Origin of the sequence: Cupriavidus sp. IK-TO18, assembly GCF_015549295.1 — a bacterium.
Taxonomy (GTDB): domain Bacteria; phylum Pseudomonadota; class Gammaproteobacteria; order Burkholderiales; family Burkholderiaceae; genus Cupriavidus; species Cupriavidus oxalaticus_A.
The window spans coordinates 162,172-179,096 of the sequence record NZ_JADGMP010000035.1 but is presented as its reverse complement, the minus strand read 5'-3'; the positions used below and the strand labels follow the sequence as shown (position 1 = coordinate 179,096).

The 16,925-nt window shown below is 69.2% G+C and carries 16 protein-coding genes and 1 pseudogene; 6 read left to right on the top strand and 11 right to left on the bottom strand.

The window, feature by feature from the left end:
• Nucleotides 1-2: 2 nt before the first annotated feature.
• Together IPF36_RS27850 and IPF36_RS27845 are read right to left on the bottom strand one after the other, a co-directional pair.
• Nucleotides 3-1,463, bottom strand: coding sequence for an amidohydrolase family protein (locus IPF36_RS27850; protein ID WP_195431541.1), 1,461 nt, complete (start codon nt 1,461-1,463; stop codon nt 3-5).
• Between the two features lie 19 nt (nt 1,464-1,482).
• Nucleotides 1,483-2,832: a uracil-xanthine permease family protein gene (locus tag IPF36_RS27845; protein WP_135703775.1), complete on the bottom strand. Its 1,350-nt coding sequence runs from the start codon at nt 2,830-2,832 to the stop codon at nt 1,483-1,485.
• Between the two features lie 301 nt (nt 2,833-3,133).
• Here IPF36_RS27845 and IPF36_RS27840 point away from each other — a divergent pair, with 301 nt between their 5' ends.
• From IPF36_RS27840 to IPF36_RS27830, 3 genes and pseudogenes are all read left to right on the top strand, one after another.
• Nucleotides 3,134-4,396 (top strand): molybdopterin-dependent oxidoreductase, encoded by a 1,263-nt coding sequence (locus tag IPF36_RS27840; RefSeq protein ID WP_133095240.1) that lies wholly within the window; start codon nt 3,134-3,136, stop codon nt 4,394-4,396.
• Nucleotides 4,397-4,406: 10 nt separating this feature from the next.
• Nucleotides 4,407-5,063: a c-type cytochrome gene (locus IPF36_RS27835; protein ID WP_133095241.1), complete on the top strand. Its 657-nt coding sequence runs from the start codon at nt 4,407-4,409 to the stop codon at nt 5,061-5,063.
• A gap of 78 nt (nt 5,064-5,141) precedes the next feature.
• A pseudogene (locus IPF36_RS27830) lies at nt 5,142-5,282 on the top strand (SRPBCC domain-containing protein); the annotation flags it as partial.
• Nucleotides 5,283-5,323: 41 nt separating this feature from the next.
• Here the strand turns inward: IPF36_RS27830 and IPF36_RS27825 are convergent.
• A complete protein-coding gene (locus IPF36_RS27825; RefSeq protein ID WP_195431528.1) occupies nt 5,324-6,211 on the bottom strand; it encodes a universal stress protein in 888 nt (295 codons plus the stop codon).
• A 154-nt stretch (nt 6,212-6,365) separates the two neighbouring features.
• The gene (locus IPF36_RS27820) at nt 6,366-6,674 is read right to left on the bottom strand and encodes a hypothetical protein (RefSeq protein ID WP_195431527.1); all 309 of its coding nucleotides are present in this window, start codon (nt 6,672-6,674) and stop codon (nt 6,366-6,368) included.
• Nucleotides 6,675-7,005: 331 nt separating this feature from the next.
• Here IPF36_RS27820 and IPF36_RS27815 point away from each other — a divergent pair, with 331 nt between their 5' ends.
• Together IPF36_RS27815 and IPF36_RS27810 are read left to right on the top strand one after the other, a co-directional pair.
• Entirely contained in the window at nt 7,006-7,413 is a 408-nt protein-coding gene (locus IPF36_RS27815) for a hypothetical protein (protein WP_195431525.1), read from the top strand.
• 90 nt (nt 7,414-7,503) lie between these two features.
• On the top strand, nt 7,504-7,728 hold the full coding sequence (locus tag IPF36_RS27810) for a DUF3820 family protein (protein WP_133095245.1): 225 nt from the start codon (nt 7,504-7,506) through the stop codon (nt 7,726-7,728).
• An 11-nt stretch (nt 7,729-7,739) separates the two neighbouring features.
• On the opposite strand, the gene ggt is transcribed toward IPF36_RS27810, so the two are convergent.
• From ggt to IPF36_RS27775, 7 genes are all read right to left on the bottom strand, one after another.
• Nucleotides 7,740-9,458: a gamma-glutamyltransferase gene (gene ggt / locus IPF36_RS27805; protein ID WP_133095398.1), complete on the bottom strand. Its 1,719-nt coding sequence runs from the start codon at nt 9,456-9,458 to the stop codon at nt 7,740-7,742.
• Nucleotides 9,459-9,569: 111 nt separating this feature from the next.
• Entirely contained in the window at nt 9,570-10,106 is a 537-nt protein-coding gene (locus tag IPF36_RS27800) for a DUF1097 domain-containing protein (RefSeq protein ID WP_195431523.1), read from the bottom strand.
• Between the two features lie 38 nt (nt 10,107-10,144).
• Nucleotides 10,145-11,413, bottom strand: coding sequence for an amidohydrolase family protein (locus IPF36_RS27795; protein ID WP_133095247.1), 1,269 nt, complete (start codon nt 11,411-11,413; stop codon nt 10,145-10,147).
• 136 nt (nt 11,414-11,549) lie between these two features.
• Nucleotides 11,550-12,218: a response regulator transcription factor gene (locus IPF36_RS27790; RefSeq protein ID WP_133095248.1), complete on the bottom strand. Its 669-nt coding sequence runs from the start codon at nt 12,216-12,218 to the stop codon at nt 11,550-11,552.
• A complete protein-coding gene (locus IPF36_RS27785) occupies nt 12,215-13,276 on the bottom strand; it encodes a PAS domain-containing protein (protein ID WP_135703770.1) in 1,062 nt (353 codons plus the stop codon). Before IPF36_RS27785 ends, IPF36_RS27790 begins: the two co-directional genes overlap by 4 nt.
• A 223-nt stretch (nt 13,277-13,499) precedes the next feature.
• Nucleotides 13,500-14,639, bottom strand: a complete 1,140-nt coding sequence (locus tag IPF36_RS27780) for an acyl-CoA dehydrogenase family protein (protein WP_195431520.1) — start codon at nt 14,637-14,639, stop codon at nt 13,500-13,502.
• Complete coding sequence (locus IPF36_RS27775; protein ID WP_195431518.1) at nt 14,632-15,828, bottom strand: CaiB/BaiF CoA-transferase family protein; 1,197 nt, start codon at nt 15,826-15,828, stop codon at nt 14,632-14,634. The genes IPF36_RS27780 and IPF36_RS27775 overlap by 8 nt, the downstream gene beginning before the upstream one ends.
• Nucleotides 15,829-15,921: 93 nt before the next feature.
• Between IPF36_RS27775 and IPF36_RS27770 the strand changes: the two genes are divergently transcribed.
• A complete protein-coding gene (locus IPF36_RS27770) occupies nt 15,922-16,884 on the top strand; it encodes a LysR substrate-binding domain-containing protein (RefSeq protein WP_135703767.1) in 963 nt (320 codons plus the stop codon).
• Nucleotides 16,885-16,925: the final 41 nt, after the last annotated feature.

Below are 16,925 nucleotides of genomic sequence, written 5' to 3'. Positions count from 1 at the left end.
CGTCACGCTGCCTCGCCGGTTGCGACGCCGGCGGCATGGCGCGCGCGGTGCACGTCGGCCGCTTCGTGCAGCTTGCGGATCGGCGCGTTGGCGACGGTATCCGCGGCGATTGCGTGGATGGCCTGCATCAGCGCGCGCGCATCCCAGTCGGTGGGCCAGCCTTGCCACAGGCGCAGGCTGCCATCGACAAAGACCGCGCGGATCTGGTCGCGGTTGGCCAGCCGCACCAGTTCCCAGGTCAGGTCCCACGACGGCGCCAGCTCGGGCACGTCCAGGTCGACCAGCAGGAAGTCGGCGCGCTTGCCCGCGGCGATCTCGCCGGTCAGCGCGCCCAGTCCCGCGACCTCGGCAGCATCGTGCGTGGCCATGTCGACCCAGCGCCAGCCGGCGCCGCACGACGAATCTCCCACGCCGATGCCGAAGGCAAAGCGCTGCGCCGCTTCGGCGTAGTCGAGCAGGCGGAAAGCGTCGCTGCGGGTGCCGTCGGTGCCGAGGCCCAGGCGCACGCCGAAGGTCGCCATGGTTTCGGCGGGCGCTACCGCGTTGCCCTTCCAGGCGCTGGCCACGGGGTTGTAGGCCACCGCCGCGCCGGTATCGGCGAGCAGGCGGATCTCGTGCGGCGTCACCAGCGTGGCATGCGCCAGCAGCGCCGCCGGGCCCAGCGCGCCGACCGCGGCCAGGTGTTCGATGGGCCGGCGGCCGCAGGCGTTGAGCGAGCGCTCCACCGCCACCAGGTGCTCGTTGGCGTGGGTCTGGAAGATCCGGCCGGACTCGGCGCAGAGCTGGTAGACGTGGTGCAGCATCGCGTCGGAGGCCACCTCGGGGATCGAGATTGCCAGCGACGGCGCCACCAGCGGGTCGCCGGCGTACTTGTCGAGGTGCGCGGCGGCGCGGCGCAGGATCGGCGCGGCGTCGAGCGTTTCGGCGCCCGGCTTGTCGTTGCAAATCAGGCCCAGCACGCAGCGCACGCCGGCATCGGTGACCGCGCGCGCGATCGCATCCAGCCCCGCGTCGCTGCGCGTGCCGGCATCGACCACGGTGGTAAAGCCGCCGCGCAGCGATTCCAGTGCGGCCAGCTTGGACGACAGGTACAGGTGCTCCGTCGTCAGGCTGCCCTCCAGCGGTACCCACACCCGGCGGAAAATCTCCGACGGCTCGCCGAACACCAGCGACTTGCCAAAGGACTGGGTCAGGTGATGGTGCGTGTCGATCATGCCCGGCATCAGCAGCATGCGCGGCAGCGGCAGGGTTTCCAGTTCCGGGAAGCGCGCCTTGACCTCATCGGCGCTGCCCACGGCCGTGAAGCGGCCCTCCTCCACCACCACCGCTTGCCCGCGCACTGCGCCCTGGCGCAGCAGCGTCCATTCCGGCAGCAGGATGCGGGGTTGCCTGAACAGGTCCGGCTGCAGGGCCGGCGCATTTTCGCCGGGCCAGGCCGGCAGGGTTGCATCGTATCGAGTCATTGCAATCGAGGAAGCGGGATCAGTGCGTGGCGGCGGCATCGTCGCCGACCGCGGGGGCCGGGGCCGTGGCACGCAGGCCCGTGTGGAAAAACAGGAAATTGAGCAGCGCTGCGGTGATGGCGCCCATGGCCACGCCGTTGCCGACCAGGATGCGCAGGTTGGCCGGCAGCCCGCCGTAGATGCCGGGCACCAGGATCGGCAGCAGGCCCACGGCCAGCGCCACCGCGACGACATACATGTTGGCGTGATGGCGCAGGTCGACCTTGCGCAGCATGTCGATGCCCATGGTGCCGACGATGCAGAACACCACCAGCCCGGTGCCGCCCACCACCGCCTCGGGGATCGCGCTGATCAGCGACGACACCGGCACCAGCAGCCCGAACACCACCAGGATCGCGCCCGACACCGCGGTGACGAAGCGCGAGCGCACGCCGGTGGCGCGCACGATGCCGATGTTCTCGCCGCTGGTGATGATCAGCGAGGTGCCGAACATCCCGCCCACCAGCGAGGTCAGCGCATCCGCACGGATGGTGCGCGGCACGTCGCGCTGCTGGTCCACCGGCTTGCCGACCGCGTCGCTGATCGCCAGCGTCTGGCCGGTGGCCTCCACCATCGAGATCACGGCGAACACCATCAGCGGGATCGCGGCCACCACGTCGAAGGTCGGCATGCCGAAGGGGAACGGCGTGGGCAGCGCGATCACCGGCGTCATCGACACATGGCCGACTTGGAAGGCACCCGTCAGCACCGCCACCAGCGCGCCGCCCAGCAATCCGAGCAGGATCGCCAGCTGCGCGAGCATGCCCGTCAGCAGCCGCGACGCGGCGACCGTGCAGGCGATGGTGGCAAACGCCAGCAGCAGGTTGAGCGGATCGACCGTGGTGCCCGCTGCCGGATGGCCCGCGATCAGCCGTCCCGATACCTGCGCCAGGTTGATCGCCACCAGCAGCAGCATCGTTCCCACCACCACCGGCGGGAAATAGCGCAGGCAGCGCCGGAACACCGGCAGCACGCAGAAGTAGAAGACGCCGGTCAGGATCACCGCGCCGGCCGCGGTCTGGACGTCGGTCTGCTGTGCGATCAGGATGAACAGCACGATCGGCGCGCCGCCGGGCAGCATCACGAACGGCAGCCTGGCGCCGATGCCGCGCTTGCCGAGCGACTGCAGCAGCGTGCCCAGGCCGCAGATCACGAAGGTGGCGCTGAGCAGTTGCACCGCCAGCGCCGGCGGGAAGTTGAGCGCCTTGCTCATCAGGAACACGGACGCGATCGGCGACGCGGCCATGACAAGGACATGCTGGAGGCCGAAGACGAACAGGCGCCGCCATGGCAGCAGTTCGTCCACCGGCGCGGGGGCGGCGTGGGACATGAATAGGCTCCTCGTTTGGTGTACGGGCGTTATGCGGTGGCCGGCGGCCAGCCGCTGCGTCTGTGCGCAGTTCGCCTCGAATAGTATGGATTTCCGCTAACAAAAACGTTTTTGTTAGTGTAGGGAAACGGAATCTGCGTTGCAAGCGGTTTCTCCGGCCGTCGCAGCGGTATTTCCCCTATATCGACTTAATCGATAAGCCCTAGCAGGAAAACCCGTTTCACAAGCTAACTGCCGTGAGGGCAAAGTGAGCGCCACAACGCATCGCGCACGCCCCCGCGAGCGCCAAGGAGACGCCCCCATGCGAGACAAGAACACGCCCGCCGGCCTTGCCGGCGCCCCCCAGCCTGGCCCCACCCGCCGCCGCTTCGTCCGCCATGCTGGCGGGCTCGCGCTGCTCGCCTCGCCGCTCGGCGCCCTTGCCGCAAAGGCGACCGACGGCGTCACGCTCGCCGACGGCCCGCGTCCGCTGGTGCGCTATCCGGGCAAGCGCCCGCTGGTGCGCGTCAGCACCCGCCCGCCGCACCTGGAAACGCCCTTCTCCACGTTCAACGAGGGGCCGATCACGGCCAACGACGCCTTCTTTGTGCGCTATCACCTGGCCAACATCCCGCTGTCGGTAGACCTGAACACTTACCGGCTGAGCGTGGGCGGCCATGTCGGCAAGCCGTTGCGGCTGTCGCTGGACGAGCTCAAGAAGCTGGCCGATCCCGTCGAGGTGGTGGCGGTGAACCAGTGCTCGGGCAACAGCCGCGGCTTCAGCGAGCCGCGCGTGTTCGGCGCGCAGCTGGCCAACGGCGCGATGGGCAATGCGCGCTGGACCGGCGTGCCGCTGCGCAAGGTGCTGGAGCATGCGGGCATCAAGGCTGGCGCCAAGGTGGTGACCTTCAACGGCATGGATACGCCGGTGCTGCCGAGCACGCCGGACTTCCGCAAGTCGCTCGATATCGCGCATGCGATGAACGGCGAGCCGCTGCTGGCCTGGGGCATGAACGGCGAAGACCTGCCGCTGCTCAACGGCTATCCGCTCAAGCTGGTGGTGCCGGGGTATTTCGGCACCTACTGGATCAAGCACCTTTCCGAGATCGAAGTCCTTGACCACCCGTTCGAGGGCCATGACGCGTTCTTCATGACCAAGGGCTACCGCGTGCCGGACAACGATTGCCAGTGCGTGGCCCCCGGTACGCCGGCCGCCAAGACGCGGCCGATCTCGACGCTGGCCGTGCGCAGCTTTATCACCAGCGTCGAAAACGGCGGCAGGCTGCCGGCCGGCCGTACCGTCGAGCTGAAGGGCATTGCCTTCGACGGCGGCTCGGGCATCCGCACGGTCGAGGTTTCCGTCGATGGCGGGCAGAACTGGCAGGCGGCGAAGCTCGGCGAGGACCTGGGCCGCTTCTCGTTCCGCGCGTGGCACTTGCCGGTGAAGTTCGCCCGCAAGGGCCCCGCGGTGCTGATGGTGCGCGCCACCAGCAACAAGGGCGAGACCCAGCCGGCCAAGGCCAACTGGAACCCCGCCGGCTACCGCCGCAATGTCATCGAAGCCACGCCGGTCACCATCGCCTGAGGAACGCGCCATGAAAGCAACCATCGCCCCCGCGCTGCTGGCGCTCGCCTTGCTCGGTGCCGGCCATGCCGGCGCCGCGCCGCAGGACATCAAGCTGCCGGCGGAAAACGTCAAGCTCAAGCCCGCCAGGCTGCCGGGCTACGGCATCGCCATGCAGAAATGCGCGATCTGCCATTCGGCCGACTACGTCTCCTACCAGCCGCCCGGGCTAAGCCTGGCGCAGTGGACCGCCGAGATGAAGAAGATGCAGCAGGCCTACGGCGCGCCGATCGACGATGCCGAAGTCGAGCAGCTCGGCGCCTACCTGGCCGTGGCCTATGGCTCGGCCAAGGCGAAGGATCCCGAGATCGTGGCGATCGCGCAGAAGGCCGGCAAGCCGGCTGCAGCGGCGCCTGCTCCCGGCGCCGCGGCCGCGAGCGTCGACGTGCAGGGGCTGCTGGCAAAGAATGCCTGCCTGAGCTGCCACAGCGTGACGCAGAAGGTGGTCGGACCGGCCTACCATGAGGTCGCCGTGCGCTACAAGAACGATGCGCAGGCCCAGGCGAAGCTCGAAACCAGCATCCGCGGCGGCAGCAGCGGCAAGTGGGGTGCGGTGCCGATGCCGCCGTTTGCCAGCCTGAAGCCGGAAGAAGTGCGCGCGCTGGCGGCATACGTGCGCCAGCAATAAATTTCCACCTGCCAACTCGCGCCCCGGCCATTGCCGGGGCGTTTGCATTTTTCTCCTTGCCAGACGCGCCGTCGCCACGAAGACGATGGCACGCGCTACACCGCGCGCGTGATGCATCCGGACGAAGCCACGCGCAAGCAGCATGAAGAGCTGGGCTTCCACGAGGGCTGGAATACCTGCATCACGCAGCTGGAAGAATTTGCTGCGCAGCTGAAGTGAGCCGGCAAGGAGGTTGCCGCAGGCGCGCGGCGGCGCGCGCTTCAGTGCGAGAACAGCACCGGCACGGTCATCGACTGCAGCAGCACGCGGGTCACGCCGCCGAGGACCAGTTCGCGCAGCCGGCCATGACCGTAGGCGCCCATCACGATCAGGTCGGCGCCAAAGTCCGCGGCGCGCGACAGGATCAGCTCGCCAATGGTCAGGTCGGCGCCAAAGTCCGCGGCGCGCGACAGGATCAGCTCGCCAATGGTCAGGTCAGCGCCGCCGGGGCCGTGCTCGACTTCGACCGAGGCGCCCTGCCGCTCCAGCACCCGCTGCGCGTGGCTGACCGGCGTGGCATCGGCACGCAGCTCCTTGGCGGGGGTATGGGCGCCGAGCATGCGGACTTGCGCGCCAGCCAGCAGTGGTAGCGCGTCGTGCAGGGCGCGCGCGGCCTCGCGGCTGCCGTTCCAGGCCAGCAGCACGCGCGTGCCGATGGTGCTGAACTCGCCGGCGCACGGGACCACCAGCGTGGGCCGGCCGGATTCCAGCAGCAGCGCTTCCAGCAGCTGCCGGGCCACCGGGCCTTCGACGTTGTCGCCATCGTACTGGCCGGACACGATCAGCCCGGCCTCGCGCGCTTCGCGCAGCGCCAGCGTGACGGGGTCGCGATCGACCGCGCGCCAATCGGCCACGACCCCCAGTTCGCGGGTGGCGGCCTCGAAGGCGCAGTGCATGTCTTCGCGCTGCAGCCGGCGGCGTTCCTGGTCTTCGGCCAGACAGCGCTGGGCATTGTCCATGCGGTAGGACCAGCCGGGGTCGGGCACGCGCCCGGCCAGCAAGCCGATCAGCGGGCAGCCGGCGGCGCTGGCGAGGCGGCCGGCAAGGTGCAGGCGGCGGGAGGACTGTGGATTGCCGTCCAGGTGGACCAGGATGCTGTCGTAGGCCATGATGCCCTCGCTTCGGTCTTGCTTGCATCCAGTCTAGGCCGCAAGACCGATTGGGCCTTGACCCGAGTCAAGGCGGCCGGAACCCGCGCTTAATCCGGCCGGCACGGAAAGCGACAAGAAACGGACGGCAGGCGCCATCTGCCACCAGCATCACTCAGTCGTCGTGGTCTTCGTGCCAGCGGCGCCATTCACGCTCGCGCCGCCTTTGTTCGCGCCATTCGCGCTCGCGCCACTTGCGCTCCCGCCATCGTTGTTCGCGCCAGTCGTCGTAATAGGCCGGCGCCACGACCACCGGCGGCGGCGGCGCCACGTAGACCGGCGCCGGCTCGTAGTAGACCGGGGGCGGCGCCACGGCATAGCCGGGAATGCCGATGCCGATATCGACGTTGACGCGGGCCTGGGCGGTGCCCGGGCCCATGACTGCGATGCCTGCCAGAGCGCAGGCGGCCAGGATGCTTCGCATGGTGATGTCCTCCTGGCCGGCAATGTAACGGTGCGCCGCGGCGGCAGGTGTTCGCAGAAGGTTAGGCACGTAGCAACGTGTAACCGCACCGGCGCTTTTGCGGCGCTGGTGGCGCCCCGGCGCGCTGTCGCACTCCCCGTCGGCCAGCACGCGCACTTCGGGCTCAGGGTGGAGGGGCAAGCGGTGGCGCTGGCATCGCGCGCGTAATTAACCCGCTCACGCGTGCCTGGCAAGGCTGGTAAATCACCGTTGCAAAAACAAACAGAATGTCAGGTGCCTCGGCGCTAAAGTGGTCTTTCCCATGCCTGAAGGCTAATTTGGAGGTACACGCATGAAGCAACATCTGGCGAAATCCCTGTTGATGGCTGGCGCGATGGTCGCGTCCTACCCGCTGTTCGCACAGCAGGCCCAGCCCCTTCAACCGGCCCAGCCGATGCAAGCCACGCAACCGATGCAAGCCACCCAGCCGGCGCCGTCCGCGCAACCGATGCAAGCCATGCCGGCCCCCGCACCGTCCGCACCGTCCGCACCATCCGCCCAGGTCGCACAGGCCCCGGGCGCAGCCAGCCCGTACGCACCCGCAGGCCAGCCCGCGCAACCGGGCATGGCGCCGGCCCCGGTCGACCCGATGCAGGCAGCCGCACCTGCCGGCGCCGTCGATCCCGCCAGCATGAGCCTGGCCCCCGATGCGCTCGGCACCCGCCTGGGCCAGCGCAGCGGCTTCCTCGACGGCGCCTGACGCCAGTCCCCGCGCGCTAACGCGCGGACCGGTGGCGGACCGGCGGGCGCAAGCTGTGGTAGCGTAGCGCCCTGCCGATTTGACGCCACCATGACTCCGTTCGATTCCGACGCACTGAAGCGGCTGGTCAGCGTCGCCATGCCCTATGGCAAGCACAAGGGCACGGTGATTGCCGACCTGCCGGGCAACTACCTGAACTGGTTCGCCCGCGAAGGCTTCCCGCCAGGGGAGATTGGCGGGCTGCTGGCGCTGATGCACGAGCTCGACCACAACGGCCTGTCGCACCTGCTCAAGCCGTTGCGCGGGCGCGGCTAGCACCGCGCCGGCTACAGCCCCAGCGCGCGTCCGTCGCTGCGCGGGTCGTGCGCGCCGGCAAGCTGCCCTTTCGGTCCGATCCGGATCGCGCCCGGATGCCCGGCCAGCTGGCTCTGCGCCGGGATCGGGCTCAGCTGGTGGCCGCGCGCCGCCAGCTCACTGAACACCTGCCTGCCGGCGTCCTGCTCCAGCTTGAGGCTGTCGCGGCTGTCGGAGAAAGTCTTGCCCAGCAGGAAGCGCGGCCGGCCGAGCGCGGTCAGCGGGTCCATGCCGTAGTCGATCATCCGCGTCAGCACCGCCGCCAGCGTCTGCGGCTGTCCGTCGGCGCCCTGCGTGCCATATAGCAGCCGGGGGCGGCCGTCCTTGAGGTAGATGCCCGGGTTCAGCGTGTGGAAGGGCCGCTTGCCGCCCTGCAACACGTTGGGGCTGGCGGGATCGAGGCTGAACGATGCGCCGCGGTTGTGCCAGAGTACGCCCGTGTCGCCCACCACCACGCCGCTGCCCCAGTCGAAATACACCGTCTGCAGCATGCTGACGCAGCGGCCCTCGCGGTCGGCCGCGCCGATGTACACCGTATCGCCGGGCTGGTACACATGCGGCCACGGCATGGCCCGTGCCATGCGGATGCGTTGCGCCTGCGCATCGAGGTGCCGGCGCGACAGCAGCCGGTCCACCGGCACGTCGACGAAATCGGGATCGGCGACGTAGCGATTGCGATCCAGGAACGCCAGCTTCACGGCTTCGACCAGCAGGTGGTAGTAGTCGGCGCTGCCCTCGGGCACGGCCGACAGGTCGAAGCGGTCGAGGATCCCCATGATCTCCAGCGTCGTCACGCCCTGCGTGGGCGGACGCAGGCCCAGCAGTTCGCCGCCACGGTAGGCCACGCGCAGCGGCACTTCCTCGCGTGCCTGGCAGCGCGCCAGGTCATTGGCGCGCAACGGCGAGCCGGCCTGCGCCAGCCCTGCCGCAAGCCGGCCGGCGATGTCGCCCTCATAGAACTCCCGCCCGCCCTGCGTCGCCAGCCGCTCCAGCGTGCGCGCCAGTTCGGGCTGGCGGAACATTTCGCCCGGCTTCGGCATGCGCCCGTCGGGGGCGAACACGCGGCCGAAGCCGCCCCAGGCCGGCAGGTCCGCGGCGCGGAACTCCTGCCAGAAGCATTGCGACGGCGTGACCGGGAAGCCGTTGGCGGCGTACTCGGTCGCGCGCCCCAGCAGCGTCGACCATGACTGGGTACCGCCCCACTGGCTCTTGCCGAAGGCAAAGGCGCGGTCCCAGATCGCGACCGTCGCGGCCGCGGTCAGCGCGGCGCCCGGCCCGCGCAACGGGATGGCGCCGCTGTAGCCCGGCGTTTCGGCGGCGGCCTGCCCGATCCCGGAGAACGAGCGCACGTTGCCGTCGCGGTCGCTGGTCACCAGGAAGGCATCGCCGCCCAGACCGGTGAAATGCGGATAGGTCACGCTCAGCACCGCGCCGATCGCAATCGCTGCCTCGATCGCATTGCCGCCTGCCTTCAGCACTTCCAGTCCCGCCTGGCTGGCGAGCCCATGCGGGCTGGTGACCATGCCCGCATCCGAATGCGCCAGGACGCCGCGCGCCGCGGGCGCGGCGTCCTGCGCCGCCTCGGCGCTTGCGGGCGCCAGGATCGTGCTGCCCGCCAGCGCTGCTGAACTTGCCAGGAAAGCCCTGCGCGAGGTGCCGCCGCAGGGGTCGACTTCAATCGTATGTTTCATGCCGCTGTTTTCCATGCCGTTGTGTTCCATGCCCGTTCCCCCGGAAAGACCGGCTGCCCCGTGCCGTCGCCGCGCGGGCAGCCGCGATGATGATGACGATGCGATGGCGGTTCAGGCTTCGCGCTTGTGCGCCTGCCACGACCGCTCGACCAGGCTTTCCGGCGCCGAGTAGCGCGCCTTGATCCAGGCATAGGCCGGGCCCATTGCATTCATGGCAATGACGGCACCCAGCGCGGCGACGGGATCGCCCGGCGTGGGCCCGAAGCCCCCGAACAGCGTGGCGAAGTAGGAGGCAAAGCCGAAGAACATGCCGGGAATGAAACGCAGCGTGTAGAACACGCGCGCCAGGAACATCATGCCGGCGTTGAGCATGAACAGGATCATCATCTCCGCCGCGATCAGCGCCGGCCCCGAGTACTGCTCCGCGGCCTGCCGGAAGCACAGCACGATCACGAACGCGAACAGCGACCCCACCGGCAAGGTCGGCCAGATCTTCTTCAGGTTCTCCGGCGTGGGCCCGCCCATGGCAAAGGTGGCGGCCCAGCTGATAAAGATGGCCCACGGCGGCAGGTGCGACGCATGCGCGGCAATGGGAACGGTGGTGATGGCCAGCAGCGAGGCCACGACTTCGGCAGGCAGCTTCTTCATGATCGTCTCCTGGAAAGCCTTGAAAGGGTTGGGGCGGTTCAGTGCGCGCAGCAATGGTGCCGGCGGATGTCGCAGCGGTGCTGCGTCACCACCGTGATCCGCCCGCGCTTGACCACCCACAGGCGCGGCGGAATGTCGATCAGCGCGTCCGCCACCTTGAAGGTGTCGAGGATCACGATATCGGCCTGCCGGCCCACTTCCAGGCCATAGCTGTCCTGCAGCCCGATCGCGCGCGCGGCGTTGTGCGTGCCCATGCCGAGCACAGCGAGCTGGTGCTCCGGCACGCCGAACTGCGCCACGTGCGCGAGCATATTGCCGATCTGCAGCATGTCGGCCTTGCCGAACGGCGTGAAGGCATTGCGGATATTGTTGGACGAATACGCGACGTTGACCCCGCCGTGATGCAGCGCCTTCACCGGCGTCAGCCCGCGGCGCTGGTTCTGCGCGTCCTTGCGCCCGCCCAGGTACAGGTCGGTCGCGGGCAGGGTCACGATGCTGATGCCGGCGTCGCGCAATTGCGCCACCAGCGGCTCCAGCTGCGCCGTGTCGAGCGCGCCCAGGCTGGTCACATGGCCGAGCGAGACGCGGCCCTGGTAGCCGCATTCGATGGTCTTGCGCGCGATGTAGTCGACCGCGGCAAAGCGCTGGTCGGCGGTATCGTCGGCAAAGTCGGCATGCATGTCGACCGGCGCGTCATAGCGTTGCGCCAGCTCGAACACCATGTCGATATGGCGCACGGTATCGGCCCAGCTCAGCTCGTTGTAAGGGCAGCCGCCGACCACGTCGGCGCCCATGTCCATGGCCGCGATCATCAGCTCGCGCGTGCCCTGCGACTTCAGGATGCCCTCCTGCGGAAAGGCCACGATCTGCAGGTCGAGCAGGTCGTGGTACTCCGCCTTGAGCTCCAGCAGCGTCTCCACCCCGATCAGCCCCTGGATCAGGTCGACGTCGGGGTGGGCGCGGATCGCGACGGTGCCATGCCGGACCGCCATGTCCAGCACCTGGCGCGAGCGGTCGAGCACGTCGTGCCGCTGCTGCTTGCTTTTCAGGATGCCGGTGACGCGGATGGCCTCGTCCAGCGTGCCCAGCCGGGCGGGCAGCCGGCGATGCAGCAGCGCCTTGTCCAGGTGCAGGTGCGGTTCCACCAGGCCAGGGATGGCGGCGCGCCCGCCGGCTTCGATCACTTCGTGCGCCGGCGCGTCGATGCCGGGTTCGATGGCGGCAATGCGCCCGTCGCGGATGGCGATGTCGGTCAGGGGCGCGTCGTCGCGGACGCACGCATCCCGGATCAGCAGGTCCAGCTGCATGGCGTGTCTCCTCAGGTCTTGTCGTTCTGCCGGAGCCGCTGCCCCGTGACCTGAAGCGTAGGTGCCGGCGCGCGCCGGCTGCATCAGGATCGGCTGAATTCGACCTAAGGATCGGCCTAGCTGCGCCGCAGCAATGCTATGGGATAACGCTCGCCTCCCCGGGCTCGCCCGCTTCCGCCAGCAGACCGTGCCGGATGGCGTAGTGCACCAGCCCGGCGGTCGACGAAAGCTCCAGCTTGGCCAGGATGTTGGCCTTGTGCGTACTGACCGTCTTGCCGCTGAGCGACAGCGTCAGCGCGATCTCGTTGATGCCCTGCCCTTCGGCCAGCATCTGGAACACCTGCAGTTCGCGCGCGGTCAGCCGGGCATGCGGCAAGGCCGCCAGCGGCTGGCGCGCCTGCCCGATCAGCTTGTCGGCGATCGCGGCCGAGACCGCGGTGCCGCCGCGCGCCACCTTGCGGATCGCACTGATCAGCTGGTCCGATTCGACATTCTTGGTGAGATACCCGGCAGCGCCGGCGCGGATCGCCTGCACCGCGTACTGCGACTCGCGGTACATGCTCAGTACCAGCACGGGCAGCGCCGGATAGCTGGCCTGCAACTGCTGGATCAGCACGATGCCGCTGCGGCCCGGCATCGACATATCCAGCAGCAGCACGTCCGGCAGGCCGGCGCGCAGCAGCGCGAGCAGTTCGTTGCCGTCGGCGGCCTCGGCCACCACCTGCATGTCCGGCACGGTGGACAGGATCTTCTTCAGCCCGTCGCGGATGATGGTGTGGTCATCGGCCAGCAGGATGCGGATCATCTGCTGTCTCCGCTCGCAATACCGGCATCGCGCGGAACCAGCGCCTCGATGCGTGTGCCGTGGCCTTTCTCGCTGCTCACCACTAGCTTGCCGCCCAGCATCAGCGCGCGCTCGCGCATGCCGAGCAAACCCAGGCTGCGGCGGCGGCCGGTGACGGAAGTATCGATGCCGCAGCCATTGTCGGCGACCACCAGCCGCAGCATGCCGCCCGCCTCGGCCAGCTCGACGCGCACGCGATCGGCCTGGCCATGGCGGCAGGCATTGGTCAGCGCTTCCTGCGCGATCCGGAAGACCGCGGTGCTGACTTCCGCACCGAGGTCCGCCACCGGCTGGAGCGCCTTCTCGCAGGCAATGCCAGTGCGCTCCGACAATGACTCGACCAGCCACTCGATCGCCGAGGCCAGCCCCAGTTCGTCCAGCACCGGCGGGCGCAGGTCGGCCGCAATGCGCTGCACGGCTTCCACGGTCGAATCGGCGATCTCCTTGAGCATCTGCACATGCTTGCGGTACGCGTCGTCGGCAGCCGGGCCCTGCTGCGCCTCGATGTAACTAAGCCCCAGGCGCAGCGCCGTCAGCGACTGCCCCAGCTCATCGTGCAGCTCGCGCGAGATGCGGGTGCGTTCCGCCTCGCGCACGGATTGCAGGTGCGCGGACAGCTCGCGCAGCTGCGCGCGCGAGGCCAGCAGCTCCTGCTCGGAGCGCTTGCGGTCGGTGATATCGCGCGAGATCCCCACCGTGCCGATGACCTCGCCGCCCGGGTTGTGGATCGGCATCTTGATGGTGTCGAACCAGCGCACGCTGCCGTCCTTGCCATGCCGGCTTTCTTCGTAGCGGCGGCGCACGCCGCTGTCGACCACCGCCTTGTCGGTATCGAGGTAGACCTGGCCCCATTCCGCCGACCAGACCTGGTCCGGCGTGCTGCCCACGATCTCGGCCTCGGTCCGTCCGCATGCGGCCATGAACGCGTCATTGACCAGCACGTAGCGCGAGCCGGCATCCTTCAGCCAGGCCTGGTCCGGGATGTTGTTCAATATGGCGCGCTGCAGTTCGACATCCATGCCTCCCCCTTTGCAAGGCAGCCCTCCGCCCTGCCACTCCGGTCCTTCGGATTGATTCGGGACGCGCATGCATTCATGCCAATTGCGCATAAATTGCGCAATCGGCGCGCTGGCAAGCCCCGGCCCTCGCAGACTATAGCCAGCGGCGGGCGGCTGCGCCCTTGTCGTTTTCCTGAATGGGCGAGAGCAACGGATGCAGTCGGGGCGTCTTGCGGCGCACGCCCTACGCCAGCACCGCGCGCGCAATCACCGCGCGCTGGATCTCCGACGAGCCTTCGTAGATGCGCAGGATGCGCGCATCGCGCACCAGCCGCTCCAGCGGCATCTCGCGCGTGAAGCCGTAGCCGCCGTGGATCTGCAAGGCGGTATCGGTGACGAAGGCGACCGTCTCCGAGGCATAGAGCTTGGCCATCGATGCATGCTCGGTGAAGGGCTCGCCGTCACGGCGCCGCACCGCGGCCTGCAGCGTCAGCAGCCAGGCGGCTTCGAGCCGCGTGCGCATGTCCGCGAACATCCACTGCAGGCCCTGCTTGCGCGCCAGCGGCTCGCCGCCGACCTGGCGCTGCCTGGCCCAGTCGACCGCGCACGCCAGCGCCGCTTCGCTGATGCCGAGGCTGGTGGCGGCCACGTCGAGGCGGCTGTTGTCGAGCACTTTCATCGCCGTGCGGAAGCCGCTGCCTTCCGCTCCCAGCCGGTTTGCCGCGGGAACGAAGCAGTCCAGCGCCACCTCGTGCGCCGGCGCGCCGCGGATGCCCATCAGCTTCTCGGCGGGCGCGACCTCCACGCCGGCGCTGTGCCGGTCCACCACGAAGGCGCTGATGCCGCGCGTGCCGGCCGCGGGATCGGTCTTGGCGTAGACGACGATAAAGTCCGCGGCGTCGGCGTTGGAGATGAAGTGCTTGACGCCGCGCAGGCGGTAGCCGTCGCTTTCGGGGGTGGCGCGCGTGGCCATGTCGGCGGGGTTGGAACCGGCGCGCGGCTCGGTCAGCGCGAACGCGCCAAGCTTGCGGCCGGCGGCGGCGTCGGGCAGGTAGCGTGCGCGCAGGCTGTCGTCGCCGCCGATCAGGATGGAGTCGGTGGCCAGGTAGTGCGCGCCGATCATCGACGAGGTCGACGCGCAGGCCTTCGCGACTTCGGCCAGCGACAGGATCAGCGCGACCGGCGAGGTCTCGGTGCCGCCCCAGCGTTCGGGCAGGTTCATGCCCATCAGGCCGAGCTCGGCAAGCTGCGGCACGTAGCGCGTGGTGGAGGTTTCGTCGCGATCCACCGCGGCGGCGTTCGGGGCCAGCTCGCTCTGCGCGAAGCGGCCGATCGCGTCGGCGATCTCCAGGTCTTCCGCTTCGACGCCCATTCGCTTATGCATGTTGCTTCTCCTTATTGAAATTACTGAAATCGTGCGCGGCCAGGATGGCCCCGGTGTGCTGGCCCAGCGCCGGCGCGGGCGTCACGCGGTTGGCGCCGTAGGCAGAGAACTTGACCGGCTGCGACGGCAGGCGCACCGTGCCGCCGTCCGTGCCGGGCACCTCGGTCAGCAGGCGGCGATGCGCCGCGTGCTCGCTTTCCAGCGCTTGCTTGACATTGCGGATCGGCGCGACCGGGATGCCGGCGGCGCCGAGCACGGCGTTCACCTCCGCCACCGTGCGCGTCGCCGACCAGCTCTCCAGCATGGCGCGCAGGTCGGACTCGAAGCGGCACCGCGTCTCGTCATCGGCAAAGCGCGGGTCGTGCGCCATCGCGGGCTGGCCGATGGCGTCGGCCAGCGCCTGGAACAGCTTGTTGTTCAGCACCGCCACCACGTAGAAGCCATCCGCGGCGCGATACGCACCGAACGGCGCCGACGACGGATGGCGGTTGCCCACGCGCCGCGGCGCCAGCCCGGTGGCCGCGTAGCGCGCGACCAGCGTGGCGCTGAGGCTGAGCGTGGCATCGAACATCGACACATCGACATGCGTGCCGCGCCCCGTCTTCTCGCGCGCCAGCAGCGCGGCCAGCACGCCCCACGAGGCGAACAGGCCGCTGACGGCGTCGGACACGGCCTCGCCGAGCATGGTCGGCGCGCCGTCGGGCGCACCGGTGGCGTCCATCAGCCCGCACATCGCCTGCAGGATGATGTCGTAGGCCGGGCGGTGCGATTCCGGGCCGGTCTGGCCAAAGCCCGACACGCTGGCATAGACCAGCGGCGGGTTCAGTTCGCGCAGCGCGGCGTAACCGATGCCGAGCTTGTCCGCCACGCCGGGGCGGAAGTTTTCCACCACCACGTCGGCACCGCGGCACAGCGCGCGGGCGACAGCCAGGCCGTCGTCCGTCTTCAGGTCGATCACGATGCTCTGCTTGTTGCGGTTCATCGCCGAGAACAGGCCGCTCTTGCCGTCGGAGAAGGGACCGACCGTGCGATAGTCGTCGCCGCCGGGCGGCTCTACCTTGATGACTTCGGCGCCGAGGTCGCCGAGCAACGCGGTGCAATACGGGCCGGCGAGCACGCGCGAGAAATCGATCACGCGCAGGCCGGCTAGCGGGAGATCGGGCACATCAGGCAGGTTGGAATGCGTCATGGTCTTGCTCCTCAAGGGCTGGTGGTCCGATTCTGCGCAGCGCAGGCTATCAAGTAAAATATTGATTCTTAGTAGCACCTATAGGATTATTTAATGGCATCGCAGCCATCTCCTTCGCGCATCTCGCTGCGCCTGTTGCGCTACTTCGCCGCCACGGCGGAATCCGGCAGCACCGCCGCCGCTGCGCGGCTGCTCAATGTCTCGCAGCCTTCCATTTCGGTCGCCATCCGCGAGCTGGAAGCCTTGTTCGACGAAGCCCTGTTCGCCCGCGATGCGGGCACCAGGCTGGCGCTGACCCGCTTCGGGGCACGCAAGCTGGCGGAAGCGCGCCGGATCCTGGGCGCGGCAACGGCATTCGAGATCGACCAGCGCGGCGACGGCGATGCCGGCGAGGTGCGCATCGGCGTGTTCCGCACGCTGGCGCCGGCCTACCTGCCGGCGGTGCTGCGCGTGGCACGCGAGCGCTATCCCCGGCTCGCAGTGCGTTTTGTCGAAGGCGACCTGGCCCAGCTCGAAGACTGGCTGCACGGTGGCCAGATCGAGCTGGCGCTGACCTACGACGTGGGGCTGCCTGCCGAGATCGGCCGCGAAGTGCTGGCGGAACTGCGGCCCTACGGGCTGGTGCCGGCCGGCTCGAAGCTGGCCCGCGGCAAGGCCGCAATCTCGCTGCACGCGCTGGCGCGCGAGCCGCTGATCCTGATCGACCTGCCACACAGCCGCGAATTCCTGATGGCGCCGTTCTGGCAATTCGGCCTGCAGCCGGAGGTGCGCTACCGCGCCACGTCGCTGGAACTGGCGCGCAGCATGGTGGCGAACGGGCTGGGTTCCGCGTTGCTGATCACGCAGGCGCCGGCCTCCGGCCAGTCGGCCAGCGTCGTGGAAAAGCCAATCCTCGAGGAAACCGTGCGCCAGCCGCTGGTGATCGCGCAGGCGGGTACCGGCCAGACGCGCGCGGCGGCGCTGCTGGCGGAATGCGTGCGCGAAGCCGTACGCGATACGATGGCGGCGCGCGGCCCCAGGAAAGCCGGTACTGCGCCGTCGCGAAAACTAGGGTAGAAAGCAAGCGATAAGCGTTGCCTGTGCCCCCCGCCCCCAAC

What these genes read in the sequence shown, in the direction of transcription:
- IPF36_RS27820 (WP_195431527.1), bottom strand. Translation starts at nt 6,674, where the DNA reads ATGCGAAGCATCCTGGCCGCCTGCGCTCTGGCAGGCATCGCAGTCATG.
- IPF36_RS27850 (WP_195431541.1), bottom strand. Translation starts at nt 1,463, where the DNA reads ATGACTCGATACGATGCAACCCTGCCGGCCTGGCCCGGCGAAAATGCG.
- IPF36_RS27825 (WP_195431528.1), bottom strand. Translation starts at nt 6,211, where the DNA reads ATGGCCTACGACAGCATCCTGGTCCACCTGGACGGCAATCCACAGTCC.
- IPF36_RS27790 (WP_133095248.1), bottom strand. Translation starts at nt 12,218, where the DNA reads ATGATCCGCATCCTGCTGGCCGATGACCACACCATCATCCGCGACGGG.
- IPF36_RS27775 (WP_195431518.1), bottom strand. Translation starts at nt 15,828, where the DNA reads ATGACGCATTCCAACCTGCCTGATGTGCCCGATCTCCCGCTAGCCGGC.
- IPF36_RS27780 (WP_195431520.1), bottom strand. Translation starts at nt 14,639, where the DNA reads ATGCATAAGCGAATGGGCGTCGAAGCGGAAGACCTGGAGATCGCCGAC.
- IPF36_RS27840 (WP_133095240.1), top strand. Translation starts at nt 3,134, where the DNA reads ATGCGAGACAAGAACACGCCCGCCGGCCTTGCCGGCGCCCCCCAGCCT.
- IPF36_RS27845 (WP_135703775.1), bottom strand. Translation starts at nt 2,832, where the DNA reads ATGTCCCACGCCGCCCCCGCGCCGGTGGACGAACTGCTGCCATGGCGG.
- ggt (WP_133095398.1), bottom strand. Translation starts at nt 9,458, where the DNA reads ATGAAACATACGATTGAAGTCGACCCCTGCGGCGGCACCTCGCGCAGG.
- IPF36_RS27810 (WP_133095245.1), top strand. Translation starts at nt 7,504, where the DNA reads ATGACTCCGTTCGATTCCGACGCACTGAAGCGGCTGGTCAGCGTCGCC.
- IPF36_RS27785 (WP_135703770.1), bottom strand. Translation starts at nt 13,276, where the DNA reads ATGGATGTCGAACTGCAGCGCGCCATATTGAACAACATCCCGGACCAG.
- IPF36_RS27770 (WP_135703767.1), top strand. Translation starts at nt 15,922, where the DNA reads ATGGCATCGCAGCCATCTCCTTCGCGCATCTCGCTGCGCCTGTTGCGC.
- IPF36_RS27800 (WP_195431523.1), bottom strand. Translation starts at nt 10,106, where the DNA reads ATGAAGAAGCTGCCTGCCGAAGTCGTGGCCTCGCTGCTGGCCATCACC.
- IPF36_RS27835 (WP_133095241.1), top strand. Translation starts at nt 4,407, where the DNA reads ATGAAAGCAACCATCGCCCCCGCGCTGCTGGCGCTCGCCTTGCTCGGT.
- IPF36_RS27795 (WP_133095247.1), bottom strand. Translation starts at nt 11,413, where the DNA reads ATGCAGCTGGACCTGCTGATCCGGGATGCGTGCGTCCGCGACGACGCG.
- IPF36_RS27815 (WP_195431525.1), top strand. Translation starts at nt 7,006, where the DNA reads ATGAAGCAACATCTGGCGAAATCCCTGTTGATGGCTGGCGCGATGGTC.